Below are 16565 nucleotides of genomic sequence, written 5' to 3'. Positions count from 1 at the left end.
TGTGCAACAGTCATCTGACACCGATCAGCGGAAGGCTTGCGGTCGCCGCCAGCAAAGCGTCGATCGGCATGAGCTGACTGTGTCCAAACCAACCGCTTAGAAGGTGCTGGTCGGCCGCACGCTGTTGGCGAGGTCCACCAGCGCGTAGCGGTGCGCCTGGGTAGGCGCGGCCCGGGCCAGGGCGCGAAGCGACGCCTCCACGCCCAGTTGCAGCCCGTGCTCGGTGAACGGGAACCCCAGAATGTGATTGGTGCTTGCGGTGTTGTCCGCCAGCCAATCCATCGCGGTGCCCAGCACCAGGGCCCGGATCTGCAGCACCCGCGGCTCGGTGTCGGGTAGCGCCTCCACGCGGCGCGCGGCGTCCCGGATCTGCTGCTCGGTGATCTCGCTCGACGACCGTCCGGACAGCAAGGTCACCGCGCTAGTCAGCCGGGCGGTCGTGAAATGCCGGGACATCGCGGGCACCTTGTCGAGTGTCTTCACCGCGGCGTCTCGTTCACCGGCCGCCGACTGCGCGCGGGCCAACCCGAATCCCGCCGAGATCACCCCGTTGTCGGTCGACCAGACCGTGTTGTAGAACTTGCCCGCATCTGAGGTGCCGGCCAACTCCGCCGTCGCCGCCAGCGCCGCCTTGGGCCCGAGCTCACCTGGCATGGTGTCCAGCACCGCGGTGAAATGCTTTGTCGCCGAGTCGTAATCGGCTGTCAACAGTTCAGACACGGCCTTGAACCAGACCAGCCGCCACGGCCAACCCACCCGCTCGGCGAGGTCCTCGAGCTTTCGGGTGGCCTTGGCGACGTCGCCGAGATCCAGCAGGGCGCGTATCTCCATCAACGGCAGTTCGACCGAGTCGGACAGATCGATGCCCTCGGAGTCCAGCGCTCCGTGCCGGGCAGCGCGCAACTGGTCGAGCGTCTGAATGGGCTGGCTCATCACGCTGGCCGATAACACCGTCGCACCGACATCGGTCGGGTCGACCAGGGGGACCGGCAGGGCCCTGACGATCTCCTGTGCGGTCAGCCGTTCGGAATGTACCTGCCCGTCCAGGTAGACATCGGTGTGGGCGACCAGCAGATCGATGCCGAACGTGGACCGGGTGGGCGAAAAGACCGTGGACAGACCGGGTTTCGGCGAGCCGGTATCCTTTGCGACGACCTCGCGCAGCACGCCGAGCAGCTGGCCGGACATTTCGTCCGTGCTGCCGAAGCGGTGCCGGGGGTCAGGGTCGATCGCCCGGCGCAGCGCACGGCCGAACGAGTCGTGCTCGGCCAGCACCGGATCGTCCTCGGGCAGGCCGTCGACGTAACGGCCTCTGCGCGTGCGCAGTTTGAGTGTCAGCGCCGCGAGGGTGCGACCAACGGTGTAGATGTCGGTGGCCACCGTCGGGCCGGTGCGCACGATCTCGGGCGCCTGGTATCCCGGTGTCCCGTAGAGGTAGCCGAAGGAGTTGATCGTCGACACCGCACCGAGGTCGATCAGCTTGAGCTGCTCCTCGGTGATCATGATGTTCTCGGGTTTGAGGTCGTTGTAGGTCAGCCCGATCGAGTGCAGGTAGCCCAGGGCGGGCAGGATTTCGAGCATGTAGCCGATGGCCTGCGCCACCGGCAGCTTCTCGCCCCTGGCCGGTTTGAGTGACGTGCCCCCGACGTACTCCATCACGATGTAACCGACCGGGTTGCCGTGCTGGTCGGCGTGTTCGACGAAGTTGTAGATCTTCACGATGCCGGGGTGGGTGACCTCGGCGAGGAACTGCCGCTCGGTCATCGCGATCTTCTGCGCCTCGGCGTCACCGGAGTGCACCAGACCCTTGAGCACCACGGGCCGCTCGTTGACGTTGTGGTCGAAGGCCAGATACACCCAGCCGAGGCCGCCGTGCGCGATGCAGCCCTTGATCTCATACTGGTCGGCGACCATGTCACCCGGATTCAGTTGCGGCAGAAACGAGTACGAGCTGCCGCAGTGCGGGCACCAACCTTCGGACTGGGCGCGTTTACCCGCGCTGGAGCGGCCGACCGGGCGTCCGCAGTTCCAGCAGAAGCGCTTGGACTCGGCAACCACGGGGTGCGACATCAGCGCTTCGAGCGGGTCTTTCGCACGAACCCGCGGGATCTCCACCAGCCCGCCGCCCAGGCGACGCGTGCGCGACAACGCTCTCGTCGCCGCGGTGTTCTCCTGTGGCTCGGTGTCGCGGCTGCCCACCGACAAGTCCTCGGAGCCGTCATCGAAGTGCGGCCGGAACACCGCCTCGGTTGCCATCGGCCGGATGGTCGACGCCGAGTCCATGTCCATGTCGTCGAGGCTGGCGGGCTGGGTCCCGACTGTCGGCTCCTCCGACGATGTCGCGACCGGATCGTCGAAGTCTTCGCGCCGAGTTTCGGACATCAGTCGGAATACCTCGAGACCGGCGGTGCGGGCGCCGGACCGAGCACCGTGAGCCACTTGCGGTACAGGGTGTTCCAGGTGCCGTCGCGGCGGATGCGTTCGAGCGTGCCGTTGACGAACCGGATCAGGCCGGTGTTCTGCTTGTTGATCCCGATCCCGTAGGGCTCCTCGTTGAGGCTCGGCCCGACGATGTGCAGGTACGGGTCCTGCGACACCAGACCGGCCAGGATCGCGTCATCGGTGCTGACCGCGTCGACCTGACGCTGCTGCAGCGCCACCAGGCAGTCGGCCCACGTCACCACGCCCACGATGATGGGCGGCGGCGTGATCTGCTGGATCCGCTGCAATGAGGTCGTGCCCTTCGTGACGCACACCCGCTTGCCGGACAGGTCCGAAGCCCGCCGGATCGTCGAGTCGCGCGGCGCGAGGATGCGCTGATTGGCGATCAGGTAAGCAGTGGAGAAGCCGATCAGCTTCTTGCGCTCGCAGGTGATCGTCATGGTCTTGACGACGACGTCGACCTGGTTGTTCCGCAGGGCTGCAATGCGGTCGGCCGACGACAGGATGCGGTACTCCACCTGGGACGGGGTGCCGAAGATGTCGCGCGCGACCTCGCCGGCGATATCGACGTCGAATCCGGTGACCTGACCGGTGATCGGGTCGCGGAACGAGAACAGATTGCTCCCGATGTCCAGCCCGACGATCAACCGGCCGCGCGCACGGATGTTCTTCACCGCGCTCTCTGCCTCGGCCTGGGTGTTGAACGGCCGCAGGCTGGCCATGCGGTCGCACTCGTCCGCGGCTTCATCCGGCGGTCGCACCGGTTCGGGCGGCATCTCCTCCATGCCCGCCGGGGTGGGCGGCGCAAGCGTGACGCCCGGCGCCGAGGTCACCGACGCGGCCTCCCCGCAACCGGCGAGTACCACCACGGCGGCGATGAGTATCCCGCAGAGTCTGGCCGTCACCGGTACTCGCTCAATCTCGGCCACAGCCCCAACGCCACGGCGATCGCGGCGACGACGCTGAGCGCCGCGGCCCCCACGGTCGCGCCGGACAATATGCGGTAAGCGTTGACGATGTCCCTGCGCAACTGGCTGCGGCTCTCCTCGATGGCGTGGCTCAACGCCTCGTCCAGCTTGTTGAACGCCGGCGTGGAGTCGTCCTCGCCGGTGCCCAACGCCACCTGCGTGGCGGCCTGGTAGTTGCCCACACTGATGTAGGCGTTGATCCGGTCGTCGGCGGCACGCCACCTTTTCAGCAATTGGTCGGCCTCGGCGAGGTCGGTCTTGTCGATGGTGTCGTCACGGGAGAGGTAGTTCGAAAGCTGTTGCTGCATCATGTCGATGCGTTGGTAGTAGGACTCCTTTCGCACCGTCTCGTCGCCGCGCCGGACCAATGAGAGCGTCTCGTCGGCGCGCGCTTGCTGCGCGGTGATCGCCAGGTTGGTGACGGTCGTCAAGGACTCGGCGGCGGTGTCCTTGGCGCTGCGGCTGTCGGCGGTCGAGATGATCAGCGCCGTCCCCACCCAGATCAGCATGATCAGCACCGCCAGGCCGCCGGCGACGAAGCCGATGTTGATCCGCCTGCGGGTGCGCCGGGCCAGCCACCGGTTGGCGAACACGCCGAACAGCAACGTCGCCAGGACCACCAGGATGACCGGGCCGGGAATGCGGGTGGATGCGCTGGTCTCGTCGTCCACCCGCGCCGAGGTCTCCTCGTAGAGCCGCTGCGCACCGGGCAGGATCTGGTTCTGCATCAACCCAGACGCTTCGGACAGGTACGACGAGCCCACCGGGTTGCCTGACCGGTTGTTGGTGCGTGCGGTCTCGACCAGACCGGTGTACACCGACAGCTCGGCGTTGACCCGGCCCAGCAACTGCACCAGGTCCTCGTCGGTGAGCCCGCTCGACGCGCGTGTCACGGCGACCGACGCTTCCGTGATCGCCTGTTCGTAGCGGTGCCGGACGTCGCGTGGCTCGGCGCCGGCGATGAACGCGGTGGCCGCGGCGGCGTCGGCCACCGACAGCGTCGTGTAGAGCTGTCCGGCGGCGAAGGACAGCGGCTCGGTGTGGTTGAGCACCTTCATGAGCGCTTGCTGGCGGTCGTTGATCGTGGTCGAGGTGGCGAACGCGCTGGCGATGACCAGTGCGGACAGCACCACCCCGATGGTCAGGATCCGGCCCGGCGTGGTCCACAGGAACCACCAGCGTTGTTGTGCCGGTGTGGACGGTGACCGCGAAGCGAGCGGCTCCGTCGACGGGTGCGCCAACTCCACAGTCACGTGCGCGCGGACCTCATCAGCATCGCTTTCCGGCTCGTCGTTACGACCGCTCCCACTCTATGAAAGAAGTCTAAGAGTTTCCGGCAGCCAGGGCGGCCCTATTGTTGAGGCGTGCGTGGCGACGGTGACGGATGGGTGGTTTCCGAGGGCCAGGCCTACTGGGGTAGGTACGGTGCGGCCGGCCTGCTGCTGCGGGCCCCGGGCCTGAGCGGCGCCGCGGTGGTGCTGCTTCAGCATCGGGCGGCATGGAGCCACCAGGGCGACACCTGGGGTCTGCCCGGCGGTGCGCGCGACAGCCACGAGACTGCGGAACAGGCGGCCATCCGGGAAGCCCACGAAGAAGCGGGCCTGCCGCAGGACCAGTTGACGGTGCGCAAGGTGGTGCAGACCAAGGTGGTCGCGGCAGGCCCGAATGGGCAGGTGAGCTGGACCTACAGCACGGTCATCGCCGACGCGCCCGAGATGTTGGACACCGTCCCGAACCGGGAGAGCGCCGAGTTGCGCTGGGTGGCCGTCGACGAGGTCGTCCGGCTGCCGCTGCATCCGGGGTTCGCCGCCAGTTGGGAGCGGCTGCGCGACGAGTTCGCCTCGATCCCGCTGCTGGTCAATCGGCGGCTCTGAGCGCCGCCTTCAGCTGCCCGGCCGCCGCGCGCGGATCCTCGGCGGCCGTGATCGCCCGCACCACGACGATGCGGCGCGCACCTGCGGCCAGCACCTCCGGCAACCGGTCCGCGTCGATCCCGCCGATCGCGAACCACGGCTTGTCGCTACCCCGTTCGGCGGTGTGGCGCACCAGGTCGAGGCCGGGTGCGGGGCGCCCGGGTTTGGTCGGGGTGGGCCAGCAGGGGCCGACGCAGAAGTAGTCGACGGACTCGGCCATCGCGGCCGCCACCTGATCGACGTCGTGGGTGGACCGCCCGATCACCGGGTCGGGACCGACGATGTCGCGGGCGACCGTCAGCGGGAGGTCGTCCTGGCCCAGGTGAAGAACCCCGGCGCCGGCGGCCAGTGCGATGTCGGCACGATCATTGACGGCCAGCAGCGCGCCGTGGCGCCGGGCAGCGTCGGCGAGCACCTCGAGTGCCTCGAGTTCGTGACGCGCCTCCAGCGGCCCGAACCGCTGTTCGCCCGGCGAACCCTTGTCCCGCAACTGGATGACATCGACGCCGCCAGCCAACGCGGCGTCGGCGAACTCCGCGAGGTCGCCGCGCTCGCGGCGGGCGTCGGTGCACAGGTACAGCGACGCGGTGGCCAGGCGCTCCCGAGGTTCGTGCACACCGCGACGTTAGCGGCTCATCGAAGACGGTCTGGCCAGCGGGTACTGTGGGTGAACGAACGCGGGAGTCCCGGGACCGGGGACTGAGAGTGGGCATGCGAACCTGCCCTTACCGTCGCACCTGATCCGGGTCATGCCGGCGAAGGGAGGGATGTTGACCAAGGCAAGTCTGGCCGTGGTCGGCGGCGGCGTCATCGGGCTGTCGGTGGCGCGGCGCGCACTGCTGGCCGGCTGGGACGTGCGGGTGCACCGCACCGACGACCGCGGCGCGTCGTGGGTCGCGGGCGGCATGCTCGCACCGCACAGCGAGGGCTGGCCCGGCGAGGAGAAGCTGCTGCAACTCGGGCTGGAGTCGCTGCACCTGTGGCACGGCGGTTTCCTGGACGGGCTGCCCGACGACGTGGTCACCGCACGCGAATCGCTGGTGGTCGCCGTCGACCGCGCCGACGCTGCCGACCTGCGGACCGTCGGTGAGTGGCTGGCGGCCCAGGGCCATCCGGTGACGGTGACGTCGTCGGCCCGGGATGTCGAACCGCTGCTGGCGCAAGGCATCCGGCACGGCTTTCGCGCCGAAGCCGAATTGGCCGTGGACAACCGCGCGCTGGTGCGGGCGCTGGGGGCGCTGTGCGAGCGGCTCGGAGTGCAGTGGGCGGCGCCCGTGTCCGACCTCGCCGAGGTGCAGGCGGACAACGTGGTGATCGCGAACGGCGTTGACGCCCCGAAGCTGTGGCCCGACCTGCCGATCCGGCCGGTCAAGGGTGAGGTGTTGCGGTTGCGGTGGCGCCGCGGCTGCATGCCGGTGCCCCAGCGGGTCGTCCGGGCTCGGGTGCACGGCAGGCAGGTGTATCTGGTGCCCCGCGCCGACGGGGTCGTCGTCGGTGCGACACAGTACGAGCACGGGCGCGACACCGCACCGGCGGTGACGGGAGTGCGTGAACTCCTCGACGACGCCTGCGCGGTGATGCCTGCGCTGGGCGAGTACGAACTCGCCGAATGCGCCGCGGGCCTGCGGCCGATGACCCCGGACGGACTACCGCTCGTCGAACGGCTCGACGAGCGCACACTGGTCGCAGCGGGCCACGGGCGCAACGGGTTTCTTCTCGCGCCTTGGACCGCCGAGCGGATCGCGGCCGAACTCGATGTCACGGTTGGAGTAATTGGATGAAGGTACTTGTCAACGACGAAGCGGTGGAAGTGGATGCGACGACGACCGTCGCGGCGCTGCTCGAGCACCTCGGGTTCCCGGAGAAAGGCATCGCGGTCGCGGTGGACTGGTCGGTGCTGCCCAAGTCGCAGTGGAACACCGCGCTGTCCGATGGCTCCCGCGTAGAGGTGGTGACGGCGGTGCAGGGTGGTTGACTCCAAGCTGACCATCGCCGGTCGCGAATTCGGCTCGCGGCTGATTCTGGGCACCGGTGGCGCAGCGAACCTCGCCGTGCTGGAGCAGGCGCTCGTCGCGTCCGGCACCGAACTGACGACCGTGGCGATGCGGCGCGTCGACGCCGACGGCGGCACCGGCGTGCTCGACCTGCTCAACCGGCTCGGCATCACGCCTCTGCCGAACACCGCGGGCTGCCGCGTCGCGGCGGAGGCGGTGCTGACCGCCCAGCTTGCCCGCGAGGCGCTGCACACCGACTGGGTGAAGCTCGAAGTCATCGCGGACGAACGCACACTGCTTCCCGACGCGGTCGAACTCGTCAGGGCGGCAGAGCAATTGGTCGACGACGGCTTCATCGTGCTGCCGTACACCAACGACGACCCCGTGCTCGCACGTCGGCTCGAAGACATCGGTTGCGCCGCGGTCATGCCGCTGGGGTCACCGATCGGAACGGGATTGGGCATCGCCAACCCACACAACATCGAGATGATCGTCGGAGCCGCTTCGGTGCCGGTGGTGCTGGATGCGGGCATCGGGACCGCGAGCGACGCCACCCTGGCGATGGAATTGGGTTGTGACGCCGTGTTATTGGCCAGTGCCGTGACCCGCGCCGCCGATCCGCCGACCATGGCCGCCGCGATGGCTGCGGCCATCACCGCGGGCCATCTGGCGCGGCGGGCAGGCCGAATTCCGAAGCGGTTCTGGGCACAGGCTTCCAGCCCGGCTCGATGAATCGCTATGTCGCGCTGGGCAGCTCGATGGCTGCGGGGCCGGGGATCGGCCCCCGCGCCGACGGCGCGCCGTGGCCGGCCGGCCGGTCGGCGCGCAACTACCCACACCTGGTCGCCGCGAGATTGGGTCTCGACCTCGTCGACGTGACGTACTCCGGTGCGACTACCGCCAACGTGCTGCGGGAACGGCAGTGCGGCGCGCCGCCGCAGATCTCGGCGCTGAACGGCTCCGAAGAGTTGGTGACGGTGACCATAGGCGGCAACGACGTCGGCTATGTGCCGATGCTGTTCGCCGCCGGCATGCCGCGGCCCGCGCGAAGGCTGCCGCTGTTCGGTGCCGTGCTGCGCGCGAAGCTGGACCCGCGAGCCCGACAAGAGGCGCTGACAGAGGTGGCCGCGTCGCTCGAGGAGGTCGGCCGGACGCTGCGTCGCCGGGCGCCGCACGCGAGGGTGCTGTTCGTCGACTATCTCACCCTGCTGCCGCCGTCCGGCACGTCGGCGCCACCGCTGTCTGACAGCGATGTCGCCACCGGCCGCCATGTCGCCGAGACGTTGGAGCGGCTGACCGCCGAGGCGGCCGCGGCAACCGGCTGCGAACTGGTGCGGGCCGCCGAGGCCAGCCGGGCGCATCATGCATGGTCGGCGGAACCGTGGACGACGAAGTTCGGGCCGCTCGCATTTTTCCGGCCGGGCGCCCCCGCGCCCCTGCATCCCAACGCGGCGGGCATGCGCGTCGTGGCGGACCTCGTCGTCGCGCAGCTGACGAGCTAGTTCCGCGGCGACGCTAACGTAGTGCCCAATGAGCCACACAAGGGTTTCGAAAGCAATCGCGCTGATGTCGGCCACCGTTGTGGTGCTCGGCGGATGCGGCCGCGACGGGGAGCCGCAGCCGGCGGTTGCGCCGCCCACCACACAAATCGGGGTTTCGCCGGAGGCCGTGGAGTTCGCCAGGTCGCTCGCGCAGCGGACCTCCGCCGATGCCATGTATGCGCATCTGAGTCGGCTGCAGGAAATCGCCGACGGCAACGACGGCAACCGCGCGTTGGGCACATCGGGTTACGACGCCAGCGTCGAGTATGTGGCTGATACCCTGCGCGACAACGGATTCGATGTCCAGACACCCGAGTTCGAGGTGCGTCTGCCGTTCGCGGACGAACCCGCGCTGACCGTCGGTGGTGCCGAGGTCAAGGCCAAACCGCTGAACTTCACGATCGGCACACCGCCCGACGGCGTGTCTGGCCCGTTGGTGCCCGCCCGAGCCGAGGACACCCCCGGATGCACGGTCTCCGACTACGACGGCTTACCCGTCAAGGGTGCCGTCGTGTTGGTCGACCGCGGCGTGTGTCCGTTCTCGGACAAGGAGCAGGCCGCCGCCGAACGCGGCGCGGTGGCGTTGATCGTCGCCAACAACGAGGACGACGACGAGATGGGCGGCACGCTCGGCGGGGAGACCGAGGTGAAGATCCCGGTCGTCAGCATCACCAAGGTCGAGGGCAAACGGCTGCGGTCCGACCCCGGCGACGTCACCCTCAAGCTCAACGCGGGCGTACGAACCGAACGCACCCGCAACGTCATCGCCCAGACGAAAACGGGCGACACCCACAACGTGGTGTTCGCCGGGGCGCACCTCGACAGCGTCCCGGACGGGCCGGGCATCAACGACAACGGCTCCGGCGTGGCGGCGGTGCTGGAGTCGGCGGTGCAGTTGGGAGGTTCCCCCGATGTCCAGAACGCGGTACGGTTCGGTTTCTGGGGCGCTGAGGAGGTCGGGTTGTTCGGATCGAACAACTATCTGGAGTCGTTGGATGTCGATGCCCTCAAGGACATCTCGATGTACCTCAACTACGACATGGTCGCCTCGCCGAATCCCGGCTATTTCACCTACGACGGTAACCAGTCCATCCCGCCTGACGTGGACGGCGCGATCAGTCGGGTGCCCGAGGGTTCGGCGGGGATCGAACGCACGCTGGTCGGGTACCTCGACGCGGCCGGAAAGCCGGCGGCGGACACGAGTTTTGACGGGCGGTCCGACTACGACGGCTTCACCCTGGCCGGTATCCCGGCAAGTGGCACCTTCTCCGGCGCCGAGGCCGAGATGACGCGGGATCAGGCCGAACTGTGGAACGGCGAGGCCGACCAGCCGTTCGACCCCAACTACCACAAGGCATCCGACAACCTGGACCACATCGATCGCACCGCGCTCGGAATCCACGGGGCCGGCGTGGCGTACGCCGTCGGTATTTATGCGCAAGACCAGGGCGGCCCGAACGGCGTACCGACCCGTGACCTCCGCGTCCGTCACCCGCTCGCATCATGAGGAAGTGGCCGGCCCCCTTCCGCTTGGTCGGTGTCGTTGTCGGACTCGTCGCGGCGCTGACATCGTGTTCGTCCCATGAGTCGCCGCCGCCGTCGGCTCAGGACCTGGCGAACAAGGTCAGCGTCGACGAGATGTACACCCACCTGCGCAAGCTGCAGGAGATCGCCGACGCGAACAACGGTAACCGCGCCGACGGCACTCCCGGATACGACGCCACCGTCGACTATGTCGCGCAGTTCTTGCGCGACAAGGGATTTGACGTCCAAACCCCCGAGTTCGAACTGCTCGACCGCACGCAGGGCGGCAAACCTACCCTGCGGGTGGGCGGGCGCGACCATCCCGTCGACCAGGCTTCCCTGCTCATCACCACGCCGCCCGGCGGTCTGAACGCCGTCACACTACGGCCGAGGCAGGCCGCCGCCGGCTGCCGCGCGGCCGACTACGACGGGACATCGGTGCGGGGCGCGATCGCCGTCGTCGACGACACGGGCTGTTCGGTCGTCACCAAGCAGAACGCGGCCGTCTCGGAAGGCGCCGTCGGTCTGCTCGTCGTCAGCACCCCGGGAAGCGGTGGCAGCCCCGCCGGCCTGTTCACCCCCGGCTACTACCAGGACCTGACGGTTCCCGTGGGCGTCATCGGCCGCGACGCCGATGCCGCATTGCGGAGGACAACGGCACCTGTGCGGCTGGTCCTCGACAGCAAGCCGGTCATGAAGAAAACCCGAAACCTCGTGGCGCAGACCAAGACTGGTAACCGCGGCAACGTAGTGCTGGCGGGCGCCCATCTCGACAGCTCCGCGGCCGGCCCCGGGATCAACAACGACGGCACCGGCATCGCCGCGTTGCTGGAGACCGCGGCGGCACTGGGCCCGCAGCCATCGGTCGCCAACGCCGTGCGCTTCGTGTTCTGGGCGTCGGAGGAGAACGGGTTGGCCGGCCCGACGAAGTACGTGCAGGCGCTGTCGGCGGACGAGCTGCAAGACATCGCACTGTATCTGGGCTTCGACATGCTCGGCTCGCCCAACGCCGGATACTTCACCTACGACGGCGACCAGTCGGCCCAACCCAACCCGGAGATCCCCGCCCAGTCCGTGCCCAAGGGTTCGGCCGGTATCGAGCGGACGCTGGCGGGCTACCTCAACACCGCGGGGGTGCGGCCCACCGACATGCCGCTGAGCCAGTTCACGGACTACTACCCGTTCCTTGCCGCAGGCGTGCCGATCGGCGGCCTGACCGCAGGGTCTTCGCAGCGCAAAACCGAGGTACAGGCCCGCCTCTGGGGTGGCCGGGCGGGAGTCCCGTTCGATCCGAACTACCGCACCAAGCGCGACACCGCCGACAACGTCAACCGTGATGCGCTGTCGGTGCTCGGACCGGCGGTGGCCTATGCCGTCGAGACCTATGCGGAGTCGGTCGACGGGGTCAACGGCGTTCCGCCGCGGGATCAGCGGCGGCGGTAGGCCAGGGCGCCCACGAGTACCACGCCGGCGCCGGCGAGGACCGACGGGATAGGCAGCAGGAAGGCCAGCAGCAGGCAACCCGCGAGTCCGATCGCCGGGATCGTCCGGCGACCGAGGGTCCACGCCGACGCGTTGGCGATCGCGTAATACACAAGCACCGCAAAGGAGGAGAATCCGATCGCCTCGCGCACGTCCACGGTGGCGGCCAGCACGGCGACGACGACACCGACCACCACCTCGGCGCGGTGCGGGCTGCCGAACCTCGGGTGTACGCGTGACAACGCACGCGGCAGGTGACGGTCGCGCGCCATCGCCAGCGTGGTGCGCGACACCCCGAGGATGAGCGCCAGCAGCGATCCGACCGAGGCCACGGCGGCGCCCGCTCGCACGATCGGGTCGAGGGCTCCCAAGCCGGCCGCGGTCACCGCGTCGGCGAGCGGCGCGGACGCCGAACCCAATGCGTCACTTCCCAATTCGCTCAACACAGTGACCGCGACGAGCGCATACACGGCGAGTGCGATGGCCAGCGCCAGCGGTATCGCGCGAGGGATGGTGCGGGCGGGATCGCGGACCTCCTCGCCGAGGGTGGCGATCCGCGCGTAGCCCGCGAACGCGAAGAACAGCAACCCGGCGGCCTGCAGCACACCGCCGACGGAGACGTCGGCGCCGATGGACAGTCGTACGGTGTCGATCTCGCCGAAACCCAGGACCGCCACCACCACGGTGCCGAGCACCGCGAGCACCAGACCGACGATGACGCGCGTCAGCAGCGCCGACTTGCGGATGCCGACATAGTTCACGGCGGTCAGCGCGACGACCGTGCCGACCGCGACCCCCCGCGCCCACTCGGGCCACACGTAGTAACCGACCGTGAGCGCCATCGCGGCGCACGACGCGGTCTTGCCGACGATGAAGCTCCAGCCCGCTGTGTGGCCCCAGAACTCGCCGAGTCGCTCGCGGCCGTAGACGTAGGTGCCGCCCGACTGCGGGTAGCGCGCGGCCAGCCGCGCCGACGAGGTCGCGTTGCAGTAGGCCACCACGGCGGCGACCGCGAGGCCGATCAGCAGTCCCGAACCTGCTGCGGCAGCGGCGGGCCCGAGGACGACGAAGATGCCCGCGCCGACCATGGAGCCCAGCCCGATGGTCACCGCATCGACGGTGCCGAGCCGCCGGGCCAGCGGCAGGCCGTCCGGCGTGCTCACGCCCGAATGCTAAGTCAGCGCTTGTCGTGGTGCGCCGACAACGATTCGCGGGCCGACGTCGTCGCGGACGCGACCACGACGGCGAGAAGCGCCGCGCCGGCGAGCACCGCCACCGGCAAAGTCCACATCCGGCGCATCAGCAGCGCGGTCTCGCACTGGTCGACGTAGTTGATCTCACCGACGGTCGCGGCCGCCTGGGCTAGATCGGTGGCGTAGCCGGTCCCGCACTTGATCTGCCAGCCGTACTGGTCGTAGCTGTCGAGGAACACCGGGAAGTTCATCGCGAGCAGGGCGACGACCAGAACGACGGCGGCGATGATGCCGGTGTAGGCGAGGCGATGATGGCGTTGAGACAACCTGTTTCCCCGTTCATGTCATACAGACGTCTGCGAACAGCAGCACCGGCCAGGAGACGATCGATCCCAGGTACGAAACAACCAGGTCAGCACCCGCCATGTGCCGCAGATGTTCAGTGTGCGTGGCTGACCAGAACACGCCGACGACCAGGTACGGCGTACCGATGACCAGCGCCACGACGATCAGTTCACCGATAGTGACCTGAAAGCCCAGAAGCTTACGAAGCGCGCCGAACATTCCATTATGTTAATGGCGATTCTGCTTCCCGTGACAAGTTTGGCCTAAGATCGGCAACCGAAGCCGGTCGATATGTAGGCGGTTGGTCCGTTATCGTATCTGCCATGTCGCGCACTCGGCCGGCGAGCGGTGACGCGGTTCGGCGCCGGCCGAAGGACCGTAAGGAACAGATCGCCCGGGCATCCGCTGAGGCGTTCAGCACGCTGGGCTTTTACGGCGTCAGCATGGACACCATCGCCTCCCGGGTAGGGATCTCCGCGGCCGGGCTGTACCGGCACTATGCGAGTAAGTACGACCTCTTCCGCGACGCGGTTCTGAGCCTGGGCCAACAGTTGGTGGATGCCACTTCCTTCGTTGACGGGACGGTCTGCGAGGACCCGCGGACCGAACTGCGCCGGCTGGCCGCTGCGCTGACCGACACCGCGATGACGAACCGGGAGTCGGGCGGGTTGTACCGCTGGGAAGGCCGTTACCTGCGGGGCGACGACCAAGCATCGCTCATCGCGCAGATGCGCACGGTCAATCACCGCATTCAACGCCCGATCAGCATCATGCGGCCGGACCTCTCATCACGACAACGCTGGACGCTGTCCACCGCGATGCTCTCGGTCATCGGCAGCATCGTGGACCACCGCGCCAAACTGGCCGCCGTCCAGGTACGGGCGCTGCTCGTCAATCTTGCCGAAGCGGTAACCGCCATCGAGTTGCCCGACATCGACGACGTCACCGAGGAGCCGCGTGTGCCGCGCTCGGCAGCGACCGAGCCGTCGAAGTACGAGGCGCTGCTCAACGAGTCGATCCGTCTGTTCAACATCAACGGCTACCGCGATACGGGCATGGAGGACATCGCCGCGGCCGTCGGCATGCCCGCGTCGGGCATCTACCGGTATTTCGCCGGCAAGAGCGACATCCTGTCCGCCGTGTTCCGGCGCGCGGCCGACCGGCTCTCCGACGAGTTGACCGCGATCACCGCGTCCATCGCGGATCCCGAGGAGGCGCTGACCGCGGTCATCGACGCCTATGTGGCGCGGTCATTCGCACAGCCCGAACTCGACTACGTCTACTACACCGAGCGGCTCAACATGTCGCCGACGGACCAGAAGATCCTGCGAAACATGCAGCGCACCACCGTGCAGTCCGTGGTGGAGTTGGTGGTCGCCGTGCGCCCGGAGTGGACACCGGGGCAGGCCCGGTTTGCCGTGCACGCGGCCATGGCGCTGGTGATCGACCTGGGCCGGTTGATGCAATACGCGAACGCACCGCAGAACCGGGCGGTTCTGCAGCGGCTGCTGGATGTGACGTTGTTGGGCCGCTACCGGTTACGCACTACGTTGCCGGTCAAGTAAGCCAGGTAGCCAAGCGTTCCGACGACCAGCCCTGCCAACGTGGCCACGCGCGAACCGCCGCCCGATTCCTGAAGTGACACAGCCGTTGTTCCTCCCGGGTCAGGCAATTCGATAGTCGCTCAAGGGAAAATGCGACGCCTCGTTGATGGCTTTGCGGGTGGACATCGGCTGCAGCAGCGACGCCTCACCGTTCGGGTCGAAGTAGTAGGATCGCGATCCGGCGCAGTTCCCGGCCACGAACACCGAGTCGCCGATGAGTTCGGTCATCTGGTTCAGGTAGCGGGCGTTGGCTTCCTCGGTGACCTCGAATGTCGTCGCGCCCCGGCGCTTCACCTCACCGAACAGCCGGTCCATGTGGCGCATCTGGTATTCCATCGTGTTGAAGAAGTTCAACCCGAGGAACGCATACGGACTCGCCAAGCTCATGAAGTTGGGGAAGTGGGGGATCGTGACACCCTGGTAGGCCTGGAACCGCGTGTCGCGCCACCACTTGCCGAGGTTGCGTCCGCCGCGTCCGATGATCTCTATCGCCGGGAAGTTCGCCTCCCACAGATCGAAGCCCGTCGCCAGCACAAGCGTGTCGATCTCGGTCTTGGTGCCGTCGTTGGCGACGATACCGTCGGCCTCGATGCGCTCGATCCCCGAAGTCTGCAGGTGCACATGGGGTTTAGTGAAGACCCGGTAGTAGCTGTTGGAGAACGTCGGGCGCTTGCAGCCGAAGTCGTAGTCCGGGGTCAGCTGCTGGCGCAGCTCCGGGTCGCGGATCGCGAAGAACCGGTGCATCTTCGCCACGTCTGACGCCGCGATGTTGAGGCGCCGGAACAGCAGCCGGCGGTGGCGCAGCCCGACATAAAGGAAGAACTCATACACCGCGTCGGTGACGGCTCGAATTACGCGCTGCGTCAATGGAACCCGCGCGAACAGCCGCTTTGCCCGGTCGGGGAACCGGAAGTCGAGCCTGGGTACCACCGAGACCGGTGTCCGTTGGAAGACGGTCACGTCGGCCGCCTTCTTCGCCAGTTCCGGAGTGAGCTGTACGGCTGTGGCGCCGGTGCCGATGATCGCCACGCGGCGGCCGTTGAGGTCGTAGGTGTCATCCCAATCTGTGGTGTGGATGACCTTGCCGGCGAAGCTCGTGATCCCCGGAATGTCGGGTGTGTGCGGCTGCGACAGGAACCCAGTGGCCGTGATCAGATAGCGCGCCGTCAGCGCCTCGCCATCGGCCAACGCGACCCGCCACAGGCTGGCTTCCTCGTCCCAGCACGCGCCCTCGACGAGGGTGTCGAACCGCATGTGCCTGCGCACGTCGTACTTGTCGGCGACGTCCTCGGCGTACTGCTTGATTTCGGCGCCCGTGGAGTACAGCCGTGACCAGTTCGGGTTCGGCTCGAAATAGTACGAGTAGGTGGTCGTCGGAACGTCGACGGCCAGCCCTGGATAGCGGTTGACGTGCCAGGTTCCGCCGAGGCCGTCCTCGCGGTCGAGGATGACGAAGTTCTCGTAACCCATCCGCTTCAGCTGGATGGCCGCACCGATACCCCCGAAGCCCGCGCCGACGATCACGGCGTCGAACTGCTCCGAAAACATTCGTTAACGGT

General features: G+C 68.0%; 16 protein-coding genes. 8 read left to right on the top strand and 8 right to left on the bottom strand.

Going from position 1 to position 16565, the window contains the following annotated elements; translation table 11 throughout:
• Window positions 1-96 precede the first annotated feature (96 nt).
• The 3 genes from QGN32_RS09420 to glnX form a co-directional block, all read right to left on the bottom strand.
• Window positions 97-2289, bottom strand: coding sequence for a serine/threonine-protein kinase PknG (locus QGN32_RS09420; RefSeq protein ID WP_326549005.1), 2193 nt, complete (start codon window positions 2287-2289; stop codon window positions 97-99).
• Between the two features lie 92 nt (window positions 2290-2381).
• On the bottom strand, window positions 2382-3347 hold the full coding sequence (locus QGN32_RS09415; protein WP_326548304.1) for a glutamate ABC transporter substrate-binding protein: 966 nt from the start codon (window positions 3345-3347) through the stop codon (window positions 2382-2384).
• A complete protein-coding gene (gene glnX / locus QGN32_RS09410) occupies window positions 3344-4663 on the bottom strand; it encodes a protein kinase G-activating protein GlnX (protein WP_326548303.1) in 1320 nt (439 codons plus the stop codon). Before glnX ends, QGN32_RS09415 begins: the two co-directional genes overlap by 4 nt.
• 111 nt (window positions 4664-4774) lie before the next feature.
• On the opposite strand from glnX, the gene QGN32_RS09405 reads away from it, so the two are divergent.
• A complete protein-coding gene (locus QGN32_RS09405) occupies window positions 4775-5284 on the top strand; it encodes an NUDIX hydrolase (protein ID WP_326548302.1) in 510 nt (169 codons plus the stop codon).
• Here QGN32_RS09405 and thiE read toward each other — a convergent pair.
• Complete coding sequence (thiE, locus tag QGN32_RS09400) at window positions 5268-5939, bottom strand: thiamine phosphate synthase (RefSeq protein WP_326548301.1); 672 nt, start codon at window positions 5937-5939, stop codon at window positions 5268-5270. The two genes, QGN32_RS09405 and thiE, sit on opposite strands and share 17 nt — an antisense overlap.
• 151 nt (window positions 5940-6090) lie before the next feature.
• Between thiE and thiO the strand changes: the two genes are divergently transcribed.
• The 6 genes from thiO to QGN32_RS09370 are packed head-to-tail and all read left to right on the top strand — an operon-like array spanning window position 6091 to window position 11825.
• Complete coding sequence (gene thiO / locus QGN32_RS09395; protein ID WP_326549004.1) at window positions 6091-7104, top strand: glycine oxidase ThiO; 1014 nt, start codon at window positions 6091-6093, stop codon at window positions 7102-7104.
• Complete coding sequence (thiS, locus tag QGN32_RS09390) at window positions 7101-7298, top strand: sulfur carrier protein ThiS (protein ID WP_326548300.1); 198 nt, start codon at window positions 7101-7103, stop codon at window positions 7296-7298. Before thiO ends, thiS begins: the two co-directional genes overlap by 4 nt.
• Window positions 7291-8049, top strand: a complete 759-nt coding sequence (locus QGN32_RS09385; RefSeq protein WP_326548299.1) for a thiazole synthase — start codon at window positions 7291-7293, stop codon at window positions 8047-8049. Before thiS ends, QGN32_RS09385 begins: the two co-directional genes overlap by 8 nt.
• The gene (locus tag QGN32_RS09380) at window positions 8046-8819 is read left to right on the top strand and encodes an SGNH/GDSL hydrolase family protein (protein ID WP_326548298.1); all 774 of its coding nucleotides are present in this window, start codon (window positions 8046-8048) and stop codon (window positions 8817-8819) included. Before QGN32_RS09385 ends, QGN32_RS09380 begins: the two co-directional genes overlap by 4 nt.
• Window positions 8820-8847: 28 nt before the next feature.
• Window positions 8848-10365, top strand: a complete 1518-nt coding sequence (locus QGN32_RS09375) for a M28 family metallopeptidase (RefSeq protein ID WP_326548297.1) — start codon at window positions 8848-8850, stop codon at window positions 10363-10365.
• The gene (locus QGN32_RS09370; RefSeq protein ID WP_326548296.1) at window positions 10362-11825 is read left to right on the top strand and encodes a M28 family peptidase; all 1464 of its coding nucleotides are present in this window, start codon (window positions 10362-10364) and stop codon (window positions 11823-11825) included. Before QGN32_RS09375 ends, QGN32_RS09370 begins: the two co-directional genes overlap by 4 nt.
• Here the strand turns inward: QGN32_RS09370 and QGN32_RS09365 are convergent.
• From QGN32_RS09365 to QGN32_RS09355, 3 genes are read right to left on the bottom strand one after another with little or no spacing between them, the layout of a single operon-like run.
• On the bottom strand, window positions 11810-13027 hold the full coding sequence (locus QGN32_RS09365) for an APC family permease (RefSeq protein WP_326548295.1): 1218 nt from the start codon (window positions 13025-13027) through the stop codon (window positions 11810-11812). The genes QGN32_RS09370 and QGN32_RS09365 overlap by 16 nt on opposite strands.
• A gap of 14 nt (window positions 13028-13041) precedes the next feature.
• Window positions 13042-13383 (bottom strand): hypothetical protein, encoded by a 342-nt coding sequence (locus QGN32_RS09360; RefSeq protein ID WP_442791801.1) that lies wholly within the window; start codon window positions 13381-13383, stop codon window positions 13042-13044.
• 13 nt (window positions 13384-13396) lie between these two features.
• A complete protein-coding gene (locus QGN32_RS09355; RefSeq protein WP_326548294.1) occupies window positions 13397-13621 on the bottom strand; it encodes a hypothetical protein in 225 nt (74 codons plus the stop codon).
• Between the two features lie 104 nt (window positions 13622-13725).
• Between QGN32_RS09355 and QGN32_RS09350 the strand changes: the two genes are divergently transcribed.
• A complete protein-coding gene (locus QGN32_RS09350; RefSeq protein WP_326548293.1) occupies window positions 13726-14967 on the top strand; it encodes a TetR/AcrR family transcriptional regulator in 1242 nt (413 codons plus the stop codon).
• A 99-nt stretch (window positions 14968-15066) separates the two neighbouring features.
• Here the strand turns inward: QGN32_RS09350 and QGN32_RS09345 are convergent, their stop codons facing one another.
• A complete protein-coding gene (locus QGN32_RS09345; RefSeq protein ID WP_326548292.1) occupies window positions 15067-16554 on the bottom strand; it encodes a flavin-containing monooxygenase in 1488 nt (495 codons plus the stop codon).
• Window positions 16555-16565 lie beyond the last annotated feature (11 nt).

The sequence above is a fragment of the Mycolicibacterium sp. ND9-15 genome, assembly GCF_035918395.1.
GTDB lineage: Bacteria > Actinomycetota > Actinomycetes > Mycobacteriales > Mycobacteriaceae > Mycobacterium.
This window is presented reverse-complemented; position numbering and strand designations above follow the sequence as displayed.

Coding starts and splice junctions, on each gene's coding strand:
- QGN32_RS09420 (WP_326549005.1), bottom strand. CDS start 2,289: ATGGACATGGACTCGGCGTCGACCATCCGGCCGATGGCAACCGAGGCG.
- thiO (WP_326549004.1), top strand. CDS start 6,091: ATGTTGACCAAGGCAAGTCTGGCCGTGGTCGGCGGCGGCGTCATCGGG.
- thiS (WP_326548300.1), top strand. CDS start 7,101: ATGAAGGTACTTGTCAACGACGAAGCGGTGGAAGTGGATGCGACGACG.
- QGN32_RS09380 (WP_326548298.1), top strand. CDS start 8,046: ATGAATCGCTATGTCGCGCTGGGCAGCTCGATGGCTGCGGGGCCGGGG.
- QGN32_RS09375 (WP_326548297.1), top strand. CDS start 8,848: ATGAGCCACACAAGGGTTTCGAAAGCAATCGCGCTGATGTCGGCCACC.
- QGN32_RS09370 (WP_326548296.1), top strand. CDS start 10,362: ATGAGGAAGTGGCCGGCCCCCTTCCGCTTGGTCGGTGTCGTTGTCGGA.
- QGN32_RS09355 (WP_326548294.1), bottom strand. CDS start 13,621: ATGTTCGGCGCGCTTCGTAAGCTTCTGGGCTTTCAGGTCACTATCGGT.
- QGN32_RS09350 (WP_326548293.1), top strand. CDS start 13,726: ATGTCGCGCACTCGGCCGGCGAGCGGTGACGCGGTTCGGCGCCGGCCG.
- QGN32_RS09345 (WP_326548292.1), bottom strand. CDS start 16,554: ATGTTTTCGGAGCAGTTCGACGCCGTGATCGTCGGCGCGGGCTTCGGG.